The following is an 18,997-nucleotide window of genomic DNA, read 5'->3' as shown; positions in this document are numbered from 1 at the left end:
CGAACGGCACGATGCGCGCATTATGGGCGCATGGCGTTTTGGGCATACATACTCCGCTGCTCCGACGGCAAATTCTACACGGGTCACACCGACAATCTCGATCGCCGAATTGGCGAGCACCAGACCGGCGGGCATTGTGAGTTCACTTCGCGGCGCATGCCGGTGGCATTGGTGTGGAGCGAATATTTCCCAAGCCGGATCGAAGCGCTCGAGGCCGAGCGGATGGTCGGCGGCTGGTCGCGCGCGAAGAAGGAGGCGTTGATCGCAGGAAATTGGTCCTTGGTGTCGCATTTCGCCCGCCCGCCGAAAGAGCGAACCGCCGCCCCAACAGACACCATTTGCTCCCCGTTTGTGTCGAGCGAAGTCGAGAAACCCGGCAGCAGCTCCGGTTTCTCGACTTCGCTCGAAACGAACGGATGGGCGAATGCTCCCTCAGTCGCAGAACCTCGCGTATGACCCTCTCCCCGCAATTCCTCGACGAACTCCGCGCGCGCACCCTGCTGTCGAGCTTGGTCGGCCAGACCACCAAGCTCCAGAAGGCCGGCCGTGAATGGCGCGCGTGCTGCCCGTTCCACAACGAGAAGACGCCGTCGTTCTACGTCAACGACGACAAGGGCTTCTACCATTGCTTCGGCTGCTCGGCGCATGGCGACGCGATCCGCTGGATGACCGACCAGCGCGGCCTGCCCTTCATGGATGCCGTCAAGGAACTCGCGCAAAACGCCGGGATGGAACTCCCGGCGATGGACCCGCGCGCCGCCGAGAAGGCCGAAGCCGCCAAGGGCCTGCACGAAGCCTGCGCCGACGCCGCCAGTTGGTTCACCGACCAGCTCAACGGCCTGGCGGGCGCTACCGCACGCGACATTCTTGCCAAGCGCGGGATCAAGCCCGAGACCGCGCGCGAGTTCGGGCTCGGCTTCGCCCCCGATTCGCGCGGGAGCCTCAAGGGCGCGCTGAAGGACTATGGCGACCCGCTGCTGGTCGAGGCGGGCCTGCTCATCAAGGTCGAGGAAAAGACCCCGTACGATCGCTTCCGCGGCCGCCTGATGATCCCGATCCGCGACCCCCGCGGCCGTACGATCGCGTTCGGCGGGCGGATCATCGGCGATGGCGAGCCGAAATATCTCAACTCGCCCGAGACTCCGCTCTTCGACAAGGGCCGCACGCTCTACAATCTCGACAAGGCCGCCCCCGCCACGCGCAAGACCGGCCGCGTGCTGGTGGTCGAGGGCTATATGGACGTCATCGCGCTCGCCCAGGCGGGGTTCCGCGAGGCGGTCGCCCCGCTCGGCACCGCGCTGACCGAAGCGCAGCTCGAGCGGCTGTGGCGGCTCGCCGAAGTCCCGATCCTGTGCTTCGACGGCGACAGCGCGGGGCAGAAGGCCGCGATCCGCGCCGCGCACCGTGCCACTCCCCTGCTCCAGCCCGGCCGCAGCCTCGCCTTCGTCACGCTCCCGCCGGGCGTCGATCCCGACGATCTCGTCCGCACCAAGGGCCCCGGCGCGCTCGAGGCGCTGCTCGCCAAGCCCGAGCCGCTGGTCGACCGGCTGTGGGCGAGCGAATTCGCCGCCGAACCGCTCACCACTCCCGAACAGCGCGCCGGCCTCAAGCAACGCCTCACCGAGATCGCCAACACCATCGCCGATGCCAACGTGAAATCGGAATATATCGCCGAATTCCGCCGCCGCACCGACGCGCTCAACGCCCGCCCGCCCCGCGCGCCGTTCGTCCCCCGCCCGCAAGGCGGTGGCGGGCGCAAGGGCAATCAGCCGTGGAAACCCGCCCCCGGCCCGGTCGGCGACGGCGCCAAGGGCATCCACGCACGCGGCATGGACGGCGTGCTGACCAAACCGGTGCTGATCGGCCTGCTCCGCCATCCGACCGAAATCGGGCGCCATATCGGTGAGCTCAGCCGCCTCACCATCACCGATCACCGCCTCTCGCACCTGCTCGATGCGATGATTGATGCAGCGCTCGAAGAACAGACGCTTGATAGTGAGCGCCTTCTTACCATATTGGCCACATCTGGATTTGATATAATCGCGCACGATCTGTTGCGGGCCGACCAACTCATGTGTTCGTTCACCCAAAGAGATGCCGAGCCCGCCAGGGCACGCGAGGAGCTCGATGAGGCGATCGCGATCCTGGTGGCGCGGCCTGAAGTGGACGCGGCTCTGGCCGAAGCGACGGCGATGATGCAGACCGATTATTCGGATGAGGCGTTCGAGCGGCAAGTGTCGCTCGTGAAGGAACAACAGGCTCTGGACGCGCGACTCGCCAATCTGGTGCAGTCGAACGAGGACGCCAGGGCTTTTGCTGAGGGCAGTTGATGGCGAAGACGGATATGGCGGATGTCGGTGAAACCACCGAGGGTAGCGATGCGCCGCTGATCGATTTGAACGATGCGTCGATCAAGAAGGTGATCGCCCGCGCCAAGAAGCGTGGCTACATCACCTACGAGCAGCTCAACGAAGCGCTCCCGCAGGGCGAGATGTCGTCCGACCAGATCGAGGACATCAGCGCCGCGCTGAGCGAAATGGGCATCAACATCGTCGAGAATGACGAGCAGGGCGAAGAAGGCGACGAGCAGCCCAAGCAGGACGACGAGGACGATGCCGAGACGGCCGAGCCGGGCGAAGACGCCGGCCCTGCGCTCGACGTCAAGAAGAAGGAAGTCATCGATCGCACCGACGATCCGGTGCGGATGTACCTGCGCGAGATGGGCGCGGTCGAATTGCTCAGCCGCGAGGGCGAAATCGCCATCGCCAAGCGGATCGAGGCCGGCCGCGACACGATGATCCTGGGTCTGTGCGAATCGCCGATCACCTTCAACGCGATCATCGATTGGTCGACCGCGCTCAACGAGGGCACGATGCAGTTGCGCGAGATCATGGATCTCGACGCGATGCTGTCGAAGGACCCGGCGCCTGAGGCGATGGCCGAAGCCGAAGAGGGCGACGGCGAGATCTCCGAGAAGAACGCCGGCCCGTCGTTCAAGGAAGAGGCCGAGCCCGAAGAGCCGTCGGTCGACGAGGACGAGGATGGCGAGCGCCGCACCCCGCGCGCGTCCGACGACGAGGAAGAGGACAACACCCTCAGCCTCGCGCAGATGGAAGAGCAGCTGAAACCCATCGCGCTCGAACGCTTCGCCAACATCACTGCGCTCTACAAGAAGTTCTCCAAGATCCAGCAGTCGCGGCTCGACGCGATGGCGGGCGGCGGCGAACTGTCGAGCGGCGACGAGAAGAAGTATCACAAGCTGCGCGAGGAGCTCACCGCCGAGGTCGAGAGCGTCCAGTTCCACAACGCCAAGATCGAATATCTGGTCGACCAGCTCTACGCCTTCAACCGGCGCCTGACCGCGCTGGGCGGCCAGATGCTGCGCCTTGCCGAGCGCCACAAGGTGCCGCGCAAGGACTTCCTCGATCGTTACATCGGCCACGAGCTCGACGAGCAGTTCCTCCCGTCGGTCGCCAAGATCGACAAGAAGTGGACCGCCTTCGTCACCAACGAGAGCGACGCCGCCGACCGTATCCGCACCGAGATTTCGGAGATCAGCCAGGCCACCGGCATGGCGCTCACCGAGTTCCGTCGCATCGTCAACATGGTCCAGAAGGGCGAGCGCGAGGCGCGGATCGCCAAGAAGGAAATGGTCGAGGCGAACCTGCGGCTGGTGATCTCGATCGCCAAGAAGTACACCAACCGCGGCCTGCAGTTCCTGGATCTCATCCAGGAGGGCAATATCGGCCTGATGAAGGCGGTCGATAAGTTCGAGTATCGCCGCGGCTACAAGTTCAGCACCTATGCGACGTGGTGGATCCGTCAGGCGATCACGCGTTCGATCGCCGATCAGGCGCGCACCATCCGTATCCCGGTGCACATGATCGAAACGATCAACAAGCTGGTGCGCACCAGCCGCCAGTTCCTCCACGAGCAGGGCCGCGAGCCCACGCCCGAGGAAATGGCCGAGCGTCTGTCGATGCCGCTCGAGAAGGTCCGCAAGGTGATGAAGATCGCCAAGGAGCCGATCAGCCTCGAGACGCCGATCGGCGACGAGGAGGATTCGCATCTCGGCGATTTCATCGAGGACAAGAACGCGATCATCCCGGTCGATGCCGCGATCCAGGCGAACCTCAAGGAAACCGTCACGCGGGTGCTGGCTTCGCTGACGCCGCGCGAGGAGCGCGTGCTGCGCATGCGCTTCGGGATCGGGATGAACACCGACCACACGCTCGAGGAAGTCGGCCAGCAATTCTCGGTCACGCGCGAGCGTATTCGCCAGATCGAGGCGAAGGCGCTGCGCAAGCTCAAGCATCCGAGCCGCAGCCGCAAGATGCGGTCGTTCCTCGACCAGTAAGCCTGACGGCAGCGGTGGCCCGGCGCCACCGCTGCCGCTTTGCCGGGCGACCGCTCCTTCGCAATACCGTCAGATACGCGATTTGCGTACCGCCGACCCTTGCAAATCCGCCGCAAGATGGGTCCATATCGGCGTGACCGTGTGACGGCGGCGGCGACTTTTGCGTACGCCTTGCGCGATGTCGTCGCACCCCGCCCTCGCCGCTGACCAGCTCGTCACCGCCTCGGACCTCGTGCGCCATTTCGGCGCGTGGCAGGAGCGCGCCGCGCGTGCCCCGCTCTATGTCCTCCATCGCGGTCGGCCGCGCTTCGTGCTGACCTCGATCGAGACGATGGATGCGCTGTGCGCGGCGCAACCCTCGCTGCCTGCTCCAACGCCCATCGATGCGATCGCGGTGCTCGATGCGATCGGCGACTCGGTGCTCGTCGCCGATTCGTCTGGCGCGATCCTCGGTTCGAGCCGGGCGGCGCGCGCGTATTTCGGCGTCCTCGCGCGGCCGGGGGCGCCCGTCGATGCGATCGTGCCGCCTGACGTCCGCGCGACGCTTGCCGCGGCAATCCGCCACGTGATCGACCGCGGCATCGGCGAGCGGCTCGAAATCGCCTCGGCGGCGCGCGCGGGGCGGATGCTGTTGCTCGCAATCGAGCCGGCCGGTGGCGGCGTCGCGATCATCGCTCAAGACGCGACACGCGATCGCGACTCGCGCGCAGCGCACGCTACCAGCGCGGCGCTCGCCGTCGCCGGAATCGCGACCGTAACACTCGATCCCGACGGCATGCTCGGCGAGCCGATCAGCGGGGCGTTCGGTGCGATGCTCGACCTCGCTTCTGCGGTGCCGTTCCAGCAGCGCTTCGCCGCTTTCTTCGCAACGGACGAACGCCCCGCGTTCGAGGCGGCGCTCGCCGACGCGCTCGGCGGCAAGGCGACCGCCCCGCTCGACAGCGCTCTGCTCCGCGCCGCCCATCCGGCGCTTCGCGTTCGGATTGCGCTCGCGCCGATCCGCCGCGATGGCGCGATCGTCGGCGCGGTCGCGGTGATCGTTGCCGCGTGTCAGATCAGCGATCTGGTTTAGGTACCCTTAACTGCCTCTAAACCAGCTCTTTACGCGGTTCGGTATATCCCTTGGTTGCACTCCTCGCAGCGAACAACGCCCGCGCCACTTCCGGCTCGGGACAAGAGGACAATACGGAGCTCATGGCGATCGCATCCAATCATTCCACGACAGCGGCAGACGCAGGCTGCATCGCGGCCTTGGCGATCGACGACGGCGTTGCCGGGCACACGCTGTTCCGGCGGCTGTCGGCGCCTGGTGCTGCCGGGCGCGACCTCGCCGATGCCGTGCACGCCTTGTGCTCGGTCCACGGCCGGCTCAACGATCTGTTCGACGAAGCCGCGCGGCGCAGCGTGGCCGAACTCGACAATCGCTGGATCGCCGCGGCCGCCGCGGGCTTCCAGCTCGAACGCGGCTACCTCGCGCATCTGACGGCTGCGGTCGGGCCGCTCCCATCGACACCGGGCCAGGCCGAGAGCGACGCCGCCTTCGCCGCGATGCGCCATACCTTCGACATGCTCGCGCGGTCGGATCGCGCGGGCTGCTCGACCGGCGCGGCGCTCGCGCTGGTGATCGACTGGCATGCCTTCCGCGCAATCCTCGATGCGGCGGCGCGCCGGGCCGGCTCGACGATCGCCGCGACGCAGCTCCCCGACATCGCCGAAACCAAGACGATCGCCGAAGGCCACGGCGCCAGCGCTGCGGTCCGCCGCGCGATGGCGTTCGGTGCGCAACAAACCTTCGCGCAGCATCGTGGCCTGTGCGACTTGATCGAGGCGCGCGCGATCGCGCGCGATCGGCTCTAGCCGCGGCTTGCGCTGCGCCCCCGTTTCCCTCTATCGCCGTACCCGGTATTCAAATGAAACGGGATTGCAGCGATGAAGCGTTTCGAGGGCACACAGGGCTATGTCGCGACCGACGATCTCAAGGTCGCGGTCAACGCCGCCGTCACGCTGCGCCGGCCGCTGCTCGTCAAGGGCGAGCCCGGCACCGGCAAGACCGTGCTCGCGTATGAGATCGCCAAGGCGCTGGGTGCCGAGCTGATCGAGTGGAACATCAAATCGACCACCAAGGCACAGCAAGGCCTGTACGAATATGACGCCGTCGCGCGGCTGCGCGACGGTCAGCTCGGCGACGAACGGGTCCACGACATCGCCAATTACATCCGCCGCGGCAAATTGTGGGAAGCCTTTACCCGCGACACGCCCCCCGTCCTGCTGATCGACGAGATCGACAAGGCCGACATCGAATTCCCCAACGATCTGTTGCAGGAACTCGATCGCATGGAATTCCATGTCTACGAGACCAAGGAGACGGTCCGCGCGGTCGAGCGCCCGATCGTCATCATCACCAGCAACAACGAGAAGGAACTGCCCGACGCGTTCCTGCGCCGCTGCTTCTTCCACTACATCAAATTTCCCGACCGTGCGACGATGCAGGCGATCGTCGACGTCCACTTCCCCGGCATCCAGAAGATCCTCGTCAACCGCGCGATGGATATCTTCTACGACGTGCGCGACGTCCCCGGCCTCAAGAAGAAGCCGAGCACGAGCGAATTGCTCGACTGGCTCAAGCTGCTGCTCCACGAGGACATGCCGCTCGACGTGTTGCAGAATCGCGATCCGACCAAGGCGATCCCGCCGCTCCACGGCGCGCTGCTCAAGAACGAGCAGGACGTGATGCTGTTCGAACGCCTCGCCTTCATGGCCAAACGACAGCAGAACAAGGGCTGAGCGGTTGATCGCGCGGGGTCCGGTCGAACGATGGTAACCTCAGCTTAAACCCTTTCCCGTTACGCGGTCTTTGGGGGGCACCCGGTATCGGATGCCTGTATGCGTAACCTTTTTCCCTTGCTGTTCGCGGCCGCGCTGCTGCCGCTCGGTATGCCCGCAGGCGCGAAGACCTCGCTGCTCGACTATGTCGGCCAGTGCGTACCGTTCGCGCGCGCGGCCTCGGGCATCGCGATCTATGGCGACGCCTGGACCTGGTGGACGCAAGCCGCGGGACGGTATCAGCGCGGCGATATCCCCCGCCCTGGCGCGGTGATCGTGTTCGAACGCACGTCGCGGCTGCCGCTCGGCCATGTCGCGGTGATCAGTCGGGTGGTCGACAGCCATGTCGTGATGGTGACGCACGCCAATTGGTCGCGCCAGAACGGCGAACGCGGCCATGCCGAGCAGGACGTCACGCTCACCGACGTTTCGCCACGCGGCGACTGGAGCGCGGTCAAGGTGTGGTACCGCGACATGGATGCCCTGGGGAGCACGATCTACCCGACCTACGGCTTCGTTTATGGCAGCACGCTCGATCATGGCAGCCGCGCCCAGCCCGCCCCCGAACTCACCGGACGCGATCCCGATTATGTCGGCGCGCTGATCGACTCGTACGTTCGGTAAAGCGTTAACCATCGCGCAACATCGCGTCGCTAGACCCGCCGTATCGGGGGGCGTATCGGGTGCAGCGGCAATTTTCCTTCTTCCTCGCGGCGATCATGCTGCTTGGCCTCGGCCTGCGAACCGCCGCGGCGACGGGCGGGCTGTGGCTCGATGAAGCGTGGTCCGCCGAGCTCGCGCACATGGCGGGGACGCCGCTCGGGGTTTTCCTCAAGATCAATCACGACAACAATCACCATCTCAATTCGCTATGGTTGCAGTTCGTCGGCTTCGACGCGCCCCCATTGCTGCAGCGCGCGCTGTCTATCGTCGCTGGCACACTGGCGATCCCCGTCGCCGCGGAGATCTTTCGCCGACGCAGCCACGGCATCGCGCTGATCGCAGCGCTGCTGTTCGCCGTCTCGCCGATGGTCGTGACGATGGGATCGGAAGCGCGCGGCTATGCGGGCATGTCGCTCGCCTTGCTCCTCGCGATCCTGCTCATCGATCGCTGGCTGGTCGACGAACGCGGCGAGCGTACGCGGATGCGGCTGGCTTTGTGCTTTGCGCTCGGCGCGCTGTCGCAACTGACGATGCTGTTCGGCTGCATTGCCCTGATCGGCTGGGTGTGCTTGACGCTGTACGCGCGACACGGCGTGGTCGTGGCCGCGAGGCGGGCGCTCGTCCTGTTCTTTCCAGCGGTGATCACGCTCGGCATCGTGCTCGGCGTCCTCGCCGGGGCGGCCTTGGCCAGCCCGCTGGGGTTTCAATTCGGCGATTACAAACCGTTCGAGCTTCTGCTCTTCCTCCACGCGATCGTCGAAATGCTCGGCTACACGATTGGCTGGCCGATCGTTTCGCTCTGGCTGATGCCCGCCGCGCTGATCCTGGTGGTTCTGGCGCGGCGTCTCGGCACCGACCGCGCGATCTTCTATACGCTTGCGATAGCGGCGTTTCCGGTGACCCTCGCCATCCTCCACGCCGGCAATCCCGGGCACCCGCGCTATTACCTGGTGGCAGCGCTTGCCTTGCTGTTGCTGATCGCCGAGGCCAGCGGAACGATGATCGCGCGGGGCGGGTGGCACCGCGGACTCGCTTTGCTCGCGCTGGCAGGAATAACCGCCGGCAGCCTGTGGCAGGATGTCGACCTCATCCGCAACCAGCGCGGAGACCCCACCCAAGCGATCATCGCGATGCGCGCGCGCGCGCCGCGCGGTGGCGTGGTGGTCATCGACCGCTGGATGGGACAAGCGATGCTCGAGGTTGCCGCAGCGCATCTGCACTACCCGATCAGGGTCCTGGCCCCCGGGTGCAAGCCCGTCCGCTTCCTGTTCGTCGATCGGTTCAAGGGCGAGACCTTCCCGGTCGATCCGGTCCGATGCGGGGTACGGTATCGCGCCTTTGCGTCCGCGCGCGCGCATGGCCTGTCGGGATCCCACTGGACACTGTACGAGCGCCGGCCCTAGCATGGCGCCATGTTCCTAAACTTCCTCGACGAGCTCCGCGCCGCCGGCATCCCCGCCAGCCTCAAGGAGCATCTGCTCCTGCTCGAGGCGCTCGACGCCGAAGTGATCGACCGCACGCCCGAGGATTTCTATTATCTGTCGCGCGCCGTCTATGTGAAGGACGAGGGGCTGCTCGACAAGTTCGACCAAGTCTTCGCCAAGGTGTTCAAGGGCATCGCCACCACCTTCGGCCAGACCAGCGCCGATATCCCCGCCGACTGGCTGAAGGCCGTCGCCGAGAAATATCTCAGCCCTGAGGAAATGGCGAAGATCGAATCGCTCGGGTCGTGGGACGAGATCATGGAGACGCTCAAGAAGCGGCTCGACGAGCAGCACGAGCGCCACCAGGGCGGCAGCAAGTGGATCGGCACCGGCGGCACCAGCCCGTACGGCAATAGCGGCTACAATCCCGAGGGCGTCCGCATCGGCGGCGAGAGCGTCCACAAGCGCGCGCTGAAGGTGTGGGACCAGCGCGATTTCAAGAACCTCGACAACACCAAGGAGCTCGGCACCCGCAACATCAAGATCGCGCTGCGCCGCCTGCGCAAGTTCGCGCGCGAGGGCGCGGCGGACGAGCTCGACATCGACGCGACGATCGCTGGCACCGCGCGGCAGGGCTGGCTCGACGTCGTGATGCGCGCCGAGCGGCGCAATGCGGTCAAGCTGCTGCTGTTCCTCGATGTCGGGGGATCGATGGACCCGTGGGTCAAGCTCTGCGAGGAGCTGTTCTCGGCGGCGACGACCGAGTTCAAGAACCTCGAATTCTTCTATTTCCACAATTGCCCGTACGAGGGCGTTTGGAAGGACAACACCCGCCGCTTTTCCGAACGGACGCCGATGTGGGACGTGCTCCACAAGTTCGGCCATGATTACAAGCTAGTGTTCGTCGGCGATGCCTCGATGAGCCCGTACGAGATCACGCATCCCGGCGGCTCGGTCGAGCATTTCAACGAGGAATCGGGCGCGGTGTGGATGCATCGGCTTACCAACACCTACCCAGCGGCGGTGTGGCTCAACCCGATCCCCGAACAGCAATGGGGCTATTCGCAGAGCCTGCGCATCATCCGCGAGCTGATGATCGACCGGATGTACCCGCTGACCCTCGCCGGACTCGACGACGCGATGCGCGAGTTGACGCGCAAGCGGTGAGCCGGGTCAGGCCGGCATCGCCTGGAGTTTCTGCAGATAGGTCTCGACGAGGACGAGGCGGCGCTGGCGGCCCTCCTCGGTAACGGCGCGCGCGGCGGCAAGGCGTTCTGCGACGACACGGCGCATGTAGAAGTGACGATCGGATTCCACGACGTTTCTCCGGCACACGATACGACCCCCCCGGGCCGGCAATCGATAGAATTGTCATGGAATACCGAGGGATGAAGCGCCACCTTCGAATCCCAACACACCCCCGAGTCGTTGCGCAAGCGCGACGAAACGAGTGTCGTATCCGTCCTATCGCTCAATAGAGCAGGAAACGCGCCCGCGACTCGGCCCAATCGGCCTCGTCAGGCTGTGTCATCGCGTCCAAGTCACGCGGACTCGCTGCCGAGTCGTCGGTCCATTCGCGCAAGCCCGGGCCGCCGTTGATCACGTCGATCGGCAATTTCCCAAAGGCATATTCGTACGGGAAATCGCGCCACAGATCGTAATCGGGATACAGCCCACGGATCGCCTTGAACGCCAGCGCCTGGACGCGCCACGGACGGAACGCGGCGTGATGATAGCCCGGACCCTCCGCATGGATGTGAACGCCGTTGCACAAGGTCTTCACATGCTTGTGGAAAGTCGGCTCGAACCAGATATCGCGCAGCTGGCAGCCATCGAGCCATTCGGGCGCCAGCCGACGCATTTCGGCCACGACCGCGCGCGCGTCGATATCGGGGGCGCCGAACAGTTCGAGCGGACGCGTCGTGCCGCGGCCTTCGGACAGCGTGGTGCCCTCGAGCATCACCGTGCCGGGGTAAGCGCGCGCCATCATGACGTTGGGGGCGTTGGGGCTGGGGTTGATCCACACCCGGTCGCTCGGCCAGCCGAAACCCGGCGCGACGTCGGGCTGCCAGCCCTCCATTTCGATCACGCGATAGTCGACGTCGAGCTTGAGCAGGTCGATGAACCAATGGCCGAGCTCGCCCATCGTCAGCCCGTGGCGCATCGGCATCGGCCCGGCGCCGACGAAGCTCTCCCAGCCGGGGCGCAGCGTCAGCCCCTCGATCGGCCGGCCGATCGGGTTCGGGCGATCGAGCACCCACACCGTCTTGCCGTGCTCGGCGGCGGCCTCGAGCACGTAGCGCAGCGTCGTGATGAAGGTGTAGATCCGCGTGCCGAGATCCTGCAGATCGACCAGCATCACGTCGAACGTTCCCATCGACTGCCCGGTTGGCTTGCGCACTTCGCCGTACAGGCTGAACACCGGCATCCCGTAGGTCGGATCGGTGAAGTCGGGCGATTCGACCATATTGTCCTGCAGGTCGCCGCGCACACCGTGCTGCGGGCCGAACATCGCGGTGACGTTCAGACCCGCGGCGATTAGCGCATCGACCGAATGCGTCAGGTCGGCGGTGACCGAGGCAGGATGCGCGAGCAAGGCGACGCGCTTGCCCTCTAGCGGGGCGCGCAAGGCGGGGTCGGCGAGGAGGCGATCGATACCGAATTTCATGGGTCAAAGGTCTCGCTGGTTCGTCCGTTCCCCGGCGAAGGCCGGGGCCCAGTCGCGACCGCGATCGTTGGCGAGCGCTGCGTCGGCAAACCGCTGTTCCGCGACTGGGCCCCGGCCTTCGCCGGGGAACGAATTGGGGTCAAGGGTGGTCGGCGGCCGGGAGGGTCGCGATAAAGCAATCCCGGTTGTGGAAATCTGGCGGCCCGTCGGTGTGGGCGAGCGCCCAGAAGGATTTGGTGCCGTCGGTTTCCTCGATCACCGCGGTCAGCGCCATCTCGAACGGCCCGCTGGGAAGATCGGCGAGCGATTGCTCGACCTCGACGAGATACGCCGAATTGTCGTCGCCACGGTCGACGCGCGGATCGACCGTGAGCGGCAGATCGTGCCCGCCCGCGCGATGCGCCGCGAAGCGATACGCCGCCCAGCGAGTCGAGGGGGAATAGTTGAACTCGACATAGCCGGCATCGCCCGCCACGCCGAGGAACAGCTCGCAACACGTCGTCTTCCAGAGATCGTCGGTGCGCGCCGCCGCGACCCAATCGGGCAAGGCGACATGGTCGTTGCCCTCGACCATGAAGGTCAGCAGCAGCGTGTCGCCGTCCCTGATGACATCGACATCGACCGCTTCGACCGCGCCGGGCGGCAGATCGGGATGCGCGACCAACCGGTAGCGCGTTGCCTGCGGACGCGGGACCTCGGGGATAAATTCGCTCAACAGCGTCGCTCCTTCGTGTTCCATGCGGGGATCAGCCGCAACCGCCGCTTGCCCCAATAGCTCAGGTCCATCGAGACGCGGACGGGCGCGCCCTTGCGCGTGTAGACGATCTGGTCGCCGCGCTCGCCATCGCCCGTGCTGCAATTCTGCCAGCCCTGTTTCTCCAGCGCGTCGGTGATCTTGTAGACGGCATATTGGTCGTCCGCGTGCCACAGCGTCAGCGCGTCGAAACCGCCGCCGCCATCATGGCCGACCAGATCGACCGCCGCTTCAAACGGCCCCGCGCCTTCGAACCTCACGTCGTGACGGCGGCAGCGCAGGCGCCCCCAATCGGGCTGGACGCAGTCGGTGAAGCCCGCGCGGCGCGCATCGCCGACGCTGCCGCTCACGGGCAGGCCGGCATAAAGCACCGTCGCCGGGGGCGGTCGGTCGGGACTGCACCCCGCAAGGAGGAGGAGCACGGCCAGCCAGGATGCGCGATGGGTCATGCGGCCGAGGGAATAAATGCGATCGCGCCACCGCGATAGCCAAGAATCGGCCTGCCAGAGCACGCGCACGCAGCGCCGCGACGGCTAGCGCTGGAAAATTCGCGCGAACACGCCTATGTGCCGCCGTTCCCATGGCAACAACACTCCCCTCCCCGCCGAAAATCGGCATGGTCTCGCTCGGCTGTCCCAAGAATCTGGTCGATAGCGAGCGGATCCTGACCAAGCTGCGCAGCGATGGCTATGCGATGTCGCCCGATTATGCCGGCGCCGACGTCGTACTCGTCAACACCTGCGGCTTCCTCGATTCGGCCAAGGAAGAATCGCTCGAAGCGATCGGCGAGGCGATCGCCGAGAACGGCCGCGTCATCGTCACCGGCTGCATGGGCAAGGAAGCGGAGATGATCCGCGCCAAATTCCCCGGCATCCTCGCCGTGACCGGCGCGCATCAGTACGAAGAAGTCGTCGGCGCAGTCCACGAAGCGGCCCCGATGCCGCCGAGCGCGTTCCTCAACCTCGTTCCCGACAGCGGCCTCAAGCTGACCCCGCGCCACTACAGCTATCTGAAGATCAGCGAAGGCTGCAACCACCGCTGCAGCTTCTGCATCATCCCCTCCTTGCGCGGCGACCTCGTCAGCCGCCGCCCCGACGCGATCCTGCGCGAAGCCGAGAAGCTGATCGAAGCCGGCACCAAGGAATTGCTGGTGATCAGCCAGGACACCTCGGCCTACGGCGTCGATATCCGCCACCAGCCGCGGATGTGGCACGGCGAAGAAGTCCGCGCGCACATGACGGATCTGTCGCGCGAACTCGGCAAGCTCGGCGCCTGGGTGCGCCTGCACTACGTCTACCCCTACCCGCATGTCGACCAGGTCATCCCGCTGATGGCCGAGGGGCTGATCCTCCCCTATCTCGACATCCCGTTCCAGCACGCCAGCCGCAACGTGCTCAAGCTGATGAAGCGCCCGGCGAACGAAACCAAGGTGCTCGAACGCATCAAGACTTGGCGCACGATCGCGCCCGACATCGCGATCCGCTCGACCTTCGTCGTCGGTTTCCCCGGCGAGACCGAGGACGATTTCGCCTATCTGATGGAGTGGCTCGAGGAAGCGCAACTCGACCGCGTCGGCGCCTTCCGCTTCGAGCCGGTCGAAGGTGCTGCCGCGAACGACCTCCCCAACCACGTCCCCGAAGAGATCAAGGAAGAGCGCTATGCCCGCCTGATGGAACTCACCGCGCGCATCTCGGCCGACAAGCTCCAGGCCAAGGTCGGCCGCACGCTCGACGTCATCATCGACGCGGTCGATGAAGAGGGCGGCGCCACCGGCCGCTCGAAGGCCGACGCGCCCGAGATCGACGGCGAGGTCTTCCTGCGCGACGCCGGCCACCTCAAGCAGGGCGACATCGTGGCGGTCAGCATCGAGGATGCCGACGAGCACGACCTGTACGGCGTGCCGCTCGCCTGAAACACGCGCGGGTTGCGCCTCGGCGCTGCGCTTCCGATAAAGGGGTATGACCTTCGACCCCGCAGCATTGCTGCAACCCGATCGCGGCCAGCCCGCGCGCCTCATCCATGTCGTTCGCCCCGAGGCGTGGGAGGCGTGGCTCGGCGCGCAACCGCCGCGGATCCGCACCGTGGTCGCCGCGCACCGGCTGACCGGCAAGCCGGGCAATCGCGCGGTGCTGCCGGGCGACAAGCCCGACGATTGGGCGATGCTGCTCGTCTGCAACGAAAGCCTCGATTCGCCGTGGCGGATCGCCTCGCTCGGCGAGCAACTACCCGAAGGCACCTATCGCCTCGCCGACGGCGAGCCCGGCGCGGCGATGCTCGGCTGGTGCCTCGCGCAGCATAAGTTCGATCGCTATCGCAGCGAGGAGACCCCGGTCGGCGCGCGCGTGCTGCTGACGGGCGAGCCCGCGCGGATCGAGGAAACCGTTCGCCTCGCGCGCGCCACCGCCAAGGTGCGCGATCTCGTCAACACCGCCGCCGCCGATCTCGGCCCGGCCGAGCTCGAAGCCGAAGCGCAGCAACTCGCCCAGGCGCACGGCGCGACTGTCGTCGTGACCAAGGGCGATGCGCTCGAAAAGGGCTATCCGATGATCCACGCGGTCGGCCAGGCCGCCGCGCGCGGACGCGAGCCGCGGCTGATCGAGCTCGAATGGGGCAACCCCGCGCATCCCCGCATCGCGATCGTCGGCAAAGGCGTGTGCTTCGATTCGGGCGGGCTCGATATCAAGCCGTCGTCGGGCATGCGGCTGATGAAGAAGGACATGGGCGGCGCGGCGCACGCGCTCGCGCTTGCCGGACTGGTGATGGCGGCGCGGCTCCCCGTGCGGCTGCACTTGCTGATCCCCGCGGTCGAAAACAGCATTTCGGGCAACGCCTTCCGCCCGGGCGACGTGCTGCGCACGCGCAAGGGGCTGACTGTCGAGAACACCAACACCGATGCCGAAGGGCGGCTCGTGCTCGGCGACGCGCTGACGCGTTCAGTCGAGGAAAACCCGACGCTGATCCTCGATTTCGCGACGCTCACCGGCGCGGCGCGCGTCGCGCTCGGGCCCGACCTCCCCGCGACCTTCGCCAATGACGAGACGCTGGCGGCGGCGTTGCTCGCGGCGGGGACGGCGGTCGGCGATCCGCTGTGGCGGCTGCCGCTGTGGGACGGGTACGACGACATGCTGTCTTCGGACATCGCCGACCTCGTCAACGCCCCCGACGGCGGTTTCGCCGGATCGGTGACGGCCGCGCTGTTCCTGCGCCGCTTCGTCCCCGAGGGCACGCCCTGGGCGCATTTCGACACCTTCGCGTGGCGCCCGAGTTCGAAGCCCGGTCGCCCCAAGGGCGGCGAGGCGCTCGGCCTGCGCGCGGCCTGGGCGATGCTCAAGGGGCGCTTCCCGGCATGATCTACATCCTGATCAACCTCGTGCCGATCCTCGTCGCGACGCTGATCGGGCTGATGCTGGGTACCGCCTACCACGTGGCGTTCGGGCGCGGGCGCGTAGCGGTCAGCGCGATCATCGTGGCGGCACTCGGCCTGTTCTGGTTCGCGTCGATCCTCGCCGGCGCGCTGATCCTCGCGCCGCCCAAGGCGGCACCATGGATCATGGCGGTGGGCAGCGCAGTGGTGATCTGGGTCGGGTTCGTGCTGCCAGTGGTGGCGGTCACGCAGCGCTACCACGGCGCGGCGCCGCGGCGGATCGTTGGCGACAGCGTGTTCTGGCTGGTAACGATGGTGGCGCAGGCGGTGGCGATGAAGGTGATTGGACTGGTCCCGCCGCCGGTTTGATGTCGGCGAGCGGTTGAACGTCGATTATTGGTGGGGAGCAGAGGGTCCGCTTTCAGCCGGTTCAAACCGAAAGCGGACTGCTCCAAGATCTTCAGGTTTTTACCGCGGCGTTACCGCCATCGGCCCACAAAGCGGAGCCCGTAACGAAGCTTGCCATATCGCTTGCCAGAAACAATGCCGCGTTGGCTATTTCTTCAGGGTCAGCAATCCGCTTCATCGCATGAAGGCCCGCCGCCCATTCGCGCTGGGCAGCGTCACCTGCCATCTCGGTCGCGGTGCCACCCGGCAAGAGAGCGTTCGCACGGATGCCGACTGCGCCATAATCCGCAGCTATGCCGCGAACCAATCCCATCAGCCCGGCTTTTGCTGTCGCATAGGCACTCATGCCCGGCAGTCCCGCGCTGTTCCCGACGAAGCTGCCCGTAAACACAATAGCACCCGCTCCCTGCTCCAGCATCGCCGGAATTTGCGCGCGGGCTCCGAGAAATGCTGCGGTAAGATTGACTGCCAGCACCTCCGCCCATTCCGAGGGCTGTATCTCGGCGAGCGGTTTCACGGCACCAACCAGACCCGCGTTGTTAAAGGCGATGTGCAATCCGCCAAACGTCGATTGCGCGGCAGCGACAGCCTGCTGATGCGTCCGCTCCTCTTTTACATCTCCAACGACCGCAAGCGCTCGGCCACCCCGTTCCTCGATCGTCCGAACCAACTGATCTAGAGGATCTTGTCGACGGGCAACCAGAACCACCGCTGCACCGTTCGCTGCAAACAACAGGGCAGCAGCTTTCCCGATTCCCGAACTCGCGCCGGTGATGATGGCGACCTTACCGTCGATCAGTTTCATTCTAGAACTCCGTTCTGTGGAGTATCGCAGCTATGGCAATGGGCAATCGAGGTCGTCTCGTTTCTTGTTTTCAAATCGATGCCATTCTTGGCAATCGGGGCAATCATACCGACTGCTTTCTGGCATCGTTGGGCTTGATCGAACGACTGTGATTGATCGATTTCCGCCGATCCCCTTTTGCGTCAGAACGCGGGCGTCGACGCGTCAGGACCGGGGGTCGCGCTCGCGAAGCGCCAACCCGACAGATCGCGGCAGCCAGCCTGTCCCTGCTGGTGACGGTGATCGCGCAGGCGCTGGCGAGCAAGCGGATCCAACGGGTCCCGCCGGCGGCGGGATCGTCGCTACGGTGGTTACACGGGTATCGCTGGCGCGCCCCGTCAAAATGGGCGAAGCTCGCGATCGAGAGGACCGTCGGAAAATGACTCGCATTCGAGACCACGGCCCATGCTGATGGCGGCATCGCTCCTGCTCCAATTCTCGGTCGAGACGATGGGGTTGATCGCGCACCCGTATACGACGCTCTGCGTCTATCCGTCGTCGCGACCGCGATCTGGACCGGAAACCGAGCAGGCGCATTGGGCGGTGCAGCCGACGGCGAAACAGATCGCAGCGATGCCGGCCGCGCATATCACCGGCGGCGCGCGCGCCATGGTGTATTGCAAGGTCGCTGCGCGGGGGACGCTCACGGGCTGCACGATCGAAGCGGTCGAACCCCATCGTCAGGAGGTCCGGTCGTCCGCCCTTGGCGCGACCGCCCTCTACCGCCTGACCGCAGAGGACAGGCTCAAGGTGCGGCAGTCGAAGCAGCCCCCGTACGTTGCCTTGGTCCTAGTGTTTCCCGACAAGCGCGGGCGGCTGCCTACGGACTGCAACCCCGCCTTCGCGTGTGCGCCGTATATCATCGGCCCGCCGCGCGGAAAACCGCGCTCCTGACGTCGGTATCGGGTCGCCATCACCCATGACGCTGTCCTACACGTCGGCGGTTGTGGTATAGACCTGTATGCTCTTTGACATCGTCGGACCGGCAGGACTGGATTGGCACGGAAACGGAAACGATCGCGATTGTAAACACCGCGTCTTGGGGTCAATCGAGTCAACCGCCCGGCGCCGCGCCTTAGACGATCAGCCAGCGCCCCGCCCCTTCCGCCAGCGCGCCATCGCCGTGTCGTAACGGTAGCGCTCGGCCGCGAGCGCTGTGCTCAGCGCCTTGCTCTCGCGGTCGTGCTGCGAGTCGAGATCGCGCCGCTCGCGGTCGAGCGCGCGTTGGCGGGCGACGAGCTTGGCGTCGGCCGCGCGGTAGCTGCCTTCGAGATCGGCCAGCGCCTGCTCGGCCGCGGCGAGGGAGTCGCTCGAGGGCTTGGGCGGTGGTTCGGGTTTGGGTTCGGCCTTTCGCGGGGCCGACGCCACCCGCTTGGCTCCGCCCCGACGAACCTTGGCGCGCTCGGCGGGTACATCCTCCCCCGCCTCCACCGCGCGCGCCGGTAGCGCCGGCAACGCCGCGATCTGCTCCGCGGTGGTCCCGCGCGAGCGCTTGATCACCTCGCCCGGATGCGCCAGCGGCTCGGCCATCAATGCGGGATCGCTCACTTCCTGCGCGATCCCGCGCGCGAACAGGTCGTGCTCGCTCCCCCACGCCGCAAGCGCGGCCTTGCGGCTCGGCGCTGCGACATAGGCGTCACGGAACCCGGCCGGCACGACGAAGACCTTGAGCTTCCGCGCCATGCCCAGGGT

The 18,997-nt window shown here is 66.2% G+C and carries 19 protein-coding genes; 13 read left to right on the top strand and 6 right to left on the bottom strand.

Annotated elements, in window-relative coordinates:
• Positions 1–30 precede the first annotated feature (30 nt).
• From E2E30_RS03400 to E2E30_RS03360, 9 genes are all read left to right on the top strand, one after another.
• Entirely contained in the window at positions 31–456 is a 426-nt protein-coding gene (locus E2E30_RS03400; RefSeq protein WP_133187259.1) for a GIY-YIG nuclease family protein, read from the top strand.
• Positions 453–2,330, top strand: a complete 1,878-nt coding sequence (gene dnaG / locus E2E30_RS03395) for a DNA primase (protein WP_133187257.1) — start codon at positions 453–455, stop codon at positions 2,328–2,330. Before E2E30_RS03400 ends, dnaG begins: the two co-directional genes overlap by 4 nt.
• Positions 2,330–4,357 (top strand): RNA polymerase sigma factor RpoD, encoded by a 2,028-nt coding sequence (gene rpoD / locus E2E30_RS03390; RefSeq protein ID WP_133187255.1) that lies wholly within the window; start codon positions 2,330–2,332, stop codon positions 4,355–4,357. Before dnaG ends, rpoD begins: the two co-directional genes overlap by 1 nt.
• Before the next feature lie 178 nt (positions 4,358–4,535).
• Entirely contained in the window at positions 4,536–5,429 is an 894-nt protein-coding gene (locus E2E30_RS03385) for a PAS domain-containing protein (RefSeq protein WP_133187253.1), read from the top strand.
• 122 nt (positions 5,430–5,551) lie between these two features.
• Positions 5,552–6,214: a DUF6975 family protein gene (locus E2E30_RS03380; RefSeq protein ID WP_133187251.1), complete on the top strand. Its 663-nt coding sequence runs from the start codon at positions 5,552–5,554 to the stop codon at positions 6,212–6,214.
• Between the two features lie 72 nt (positions 6,215–6,286).
• A complete protein-coding gene (locus E2E30_RS03375; protein ID WP_133187249.1) occupies positions 6,287–7,141 on the top strand; it encodes an AAA family ATPase in 855 nt (284 codons plus the stop codon).
• Between the two features lie 99 nt (positions 7,142–7,240).
• On the top strand, positions 7,241–7,804 hold the full coding sequence (locus tag E2E30_RS03370) for a CHAP domain-containing protein (RefSeq protein WP_133187247.1): 564 nt from the start codon (positions 7,241–7,243) through the stop codon (positions 7,802–7,804).
• A 59-nt stretch (positions 7,805–7,863) separates the two neighbouring features.
• Entirely contained in the window at positions 7,864–9,246 is a 1,383-nt protein-coding gene (locus E2E30_RS03365; RefSeq protein ID WP_133187245.1) for a hypothetical protein, read from the top strand.
• 9 nt (positions 9,247–9,255) lie between these two features.
• Positions 9,256–10,434, top strand: a complete 1,179-nt coding sequence (locus E2E30_RS03360) for a vWA domain-containing protein (RefSeq protein ID WP_133187243.1) — start codon at positions 9,256–9,258, stop codon at positions 10,432–10,434.
• Between the two features lie 6 nt (positions 10,435–10,440).
• Here E2E30_RS03360 and E2E30_RS20690 read toward each other — a convergent pair whose 3' ends face one another.
• The 4 genes from E2E30_RS20690 to E2E30_RS03345 form a co-directional block, all read right to left on the bottom strand.
• Positions 10,441–10,584, bottom strand: coding sequence for a hypothetical protein (locus tag E2E30_RS20690; RefSeq protein WP_157134576.1), 144 nt, complete (start codon positions 10,582–10,584; stop codon positions 10,441–10,443).
• Between the two features lie 154 nt (positions 10,585–10,738).
• Complete coding sequence (locus E2E30_RS03355; protein WP_133187241.1) at positions 10,739–11,935, bottom strand: exo-beta-N-acetylmuramidase NamZ family protein; 1,197 nt, start codon at positions 11,933–11,935, stop codon at positions 10,739–10,741.
• 139 nt (positions 11,936–12,074) lie between these two features.
• Positions 12,075–12,650, bottom strand: a complete 576-nt coding sequence (locus E2E30_RS03350; RefSeq protein ID WP_133187239.1) for a DOMON-like domain-containing protein — start codon at positions 12,648–12,650, stop codon at positions 12,075–12,077.
• Positions 12,647–13,111, bottom strand: a complete 465-nt coding sequence (locus E2E30_RS03345; protein ID WP_240699017.1) for a hypothetical protein — start codon at positions 13,109–13,111, stop codon at positions 12,647–12,649. Before E2E30_RS03345 ends, E2E30_RS03350 begins: the two co-directional genes overlap by 4 nt.
• Before the next feature lie 158 nt (positions 13,112–13,269).
• On the opposite strand from E2E30_RS03345, the gene rimO reads away from it, so the two are divergent.
• From rimO to E2E30_RS03330, 3 genes are read left to right on the top strand one after another with little or no spacing between them, the layout of a single operon-like run.
• The gene (gene rimO / locus E2E30_RS03340; protein ID WP_133187237.1) at positions 13,270–14,601 is read left to right on the top strand and encodes a 30S ribosomal protein S12 methylthiotransferase RimO; all 1,332 of its coding nucleotides are present in this window, start codon (positions 13,270–13,272) and stop codon (positions 14,599–14,601) included.
• A 46-nt stretch (positions 14,602–14,647) separates the two neighbouring features.
• Positions 14,648–16,039: a leucyl aminopeptidase family protein gene (locus E2E30_RS03335; RefSeq protein ID WP_133187235.1), complete on the top strand. Its 1,392-nt coding sequence runs from the start codon at positions 14,648–14,650 to the stop codon at positions 16,037–16,039.
• Positions 16,036–16,422 carry a hypothetical protein gene (locus tag E2E30_RS03330; RefSeq protein WP_133187233.1) on the top strand — a complete coding sequence of 129 codons (387 nt, stop codon included), beginning with the start codon at positions 16,036–16,038 and terminating at the stop codon, positions 16,420–16,422. Before E2E30_RS03335 ends, E2E30_RS03330 begins: the two co-directional genes overlap by 4 nt.
• Before the next feature lie 91 nt (positions 16,423–16,513).
• Here E2E30_RS03330 and E2E30_RS03325 read toward each other — a convergent pair whose 3' ends face one another.
• Complete coding sequence (locus E2E30_RS03325) at positions 16,514–17,266, bottom strand: SDR family oxidoreductase (RefSeq protein WP_133187231.1); 753 nt, start codon at positions 17,264–17,266, stop codon at positions 16,514–16,516.
• Between the two features lie 450 nt (positions 17,267–17,716).
• Between E2E30_RS03325 and E2E30_RS03320 the strand changes: the two genes are divergently transcribed.
• Positions 17,717–18,199 carry a hypothetical protein gene (locus E2E30_RS03320; protein WP_133187229.1) on the top strand — a complete coding sequence of 161 codons (483 nt, stop codon included), beginning with the start codon at positions 17,717–17,719 and terminating at the stop codon, positions 18,197–18,199.
• Between the two features lie 189 nt (positions 18,200–18,388).
• On the opposite strand, the gene E2E30_RS03315 is transcribed toward E2E30_RS03320, so the two are convergent.
• Entirely contained in the window at positions 18,389–18,988 is a 600-nt protein-coding gene (locus E2E30_RS03315; RefSeq protein ID WP_133187227.1) for a hypothetical protein, read from the bottom strand.
• Between the last annotated feature and the right edge of the window lie 9 nt (positions 18,989–18,997).

It is taken from the genome of Sphingomonas sp. AAP5 (assembly GCF_004354345.1).
GTDB classification, from domain to species: domain Bacteria; phylum Pseudomonadota; class Alphaproteobacteria; order Sphingomonadales; family Sphingomonadaceae; genus Sphingomonas; species Sphingomonas glacialis.
Note: the sequence above shows the minus strand (reverse complement) of the source record. Positions and strands in the feature narration are given on the sequence as shown.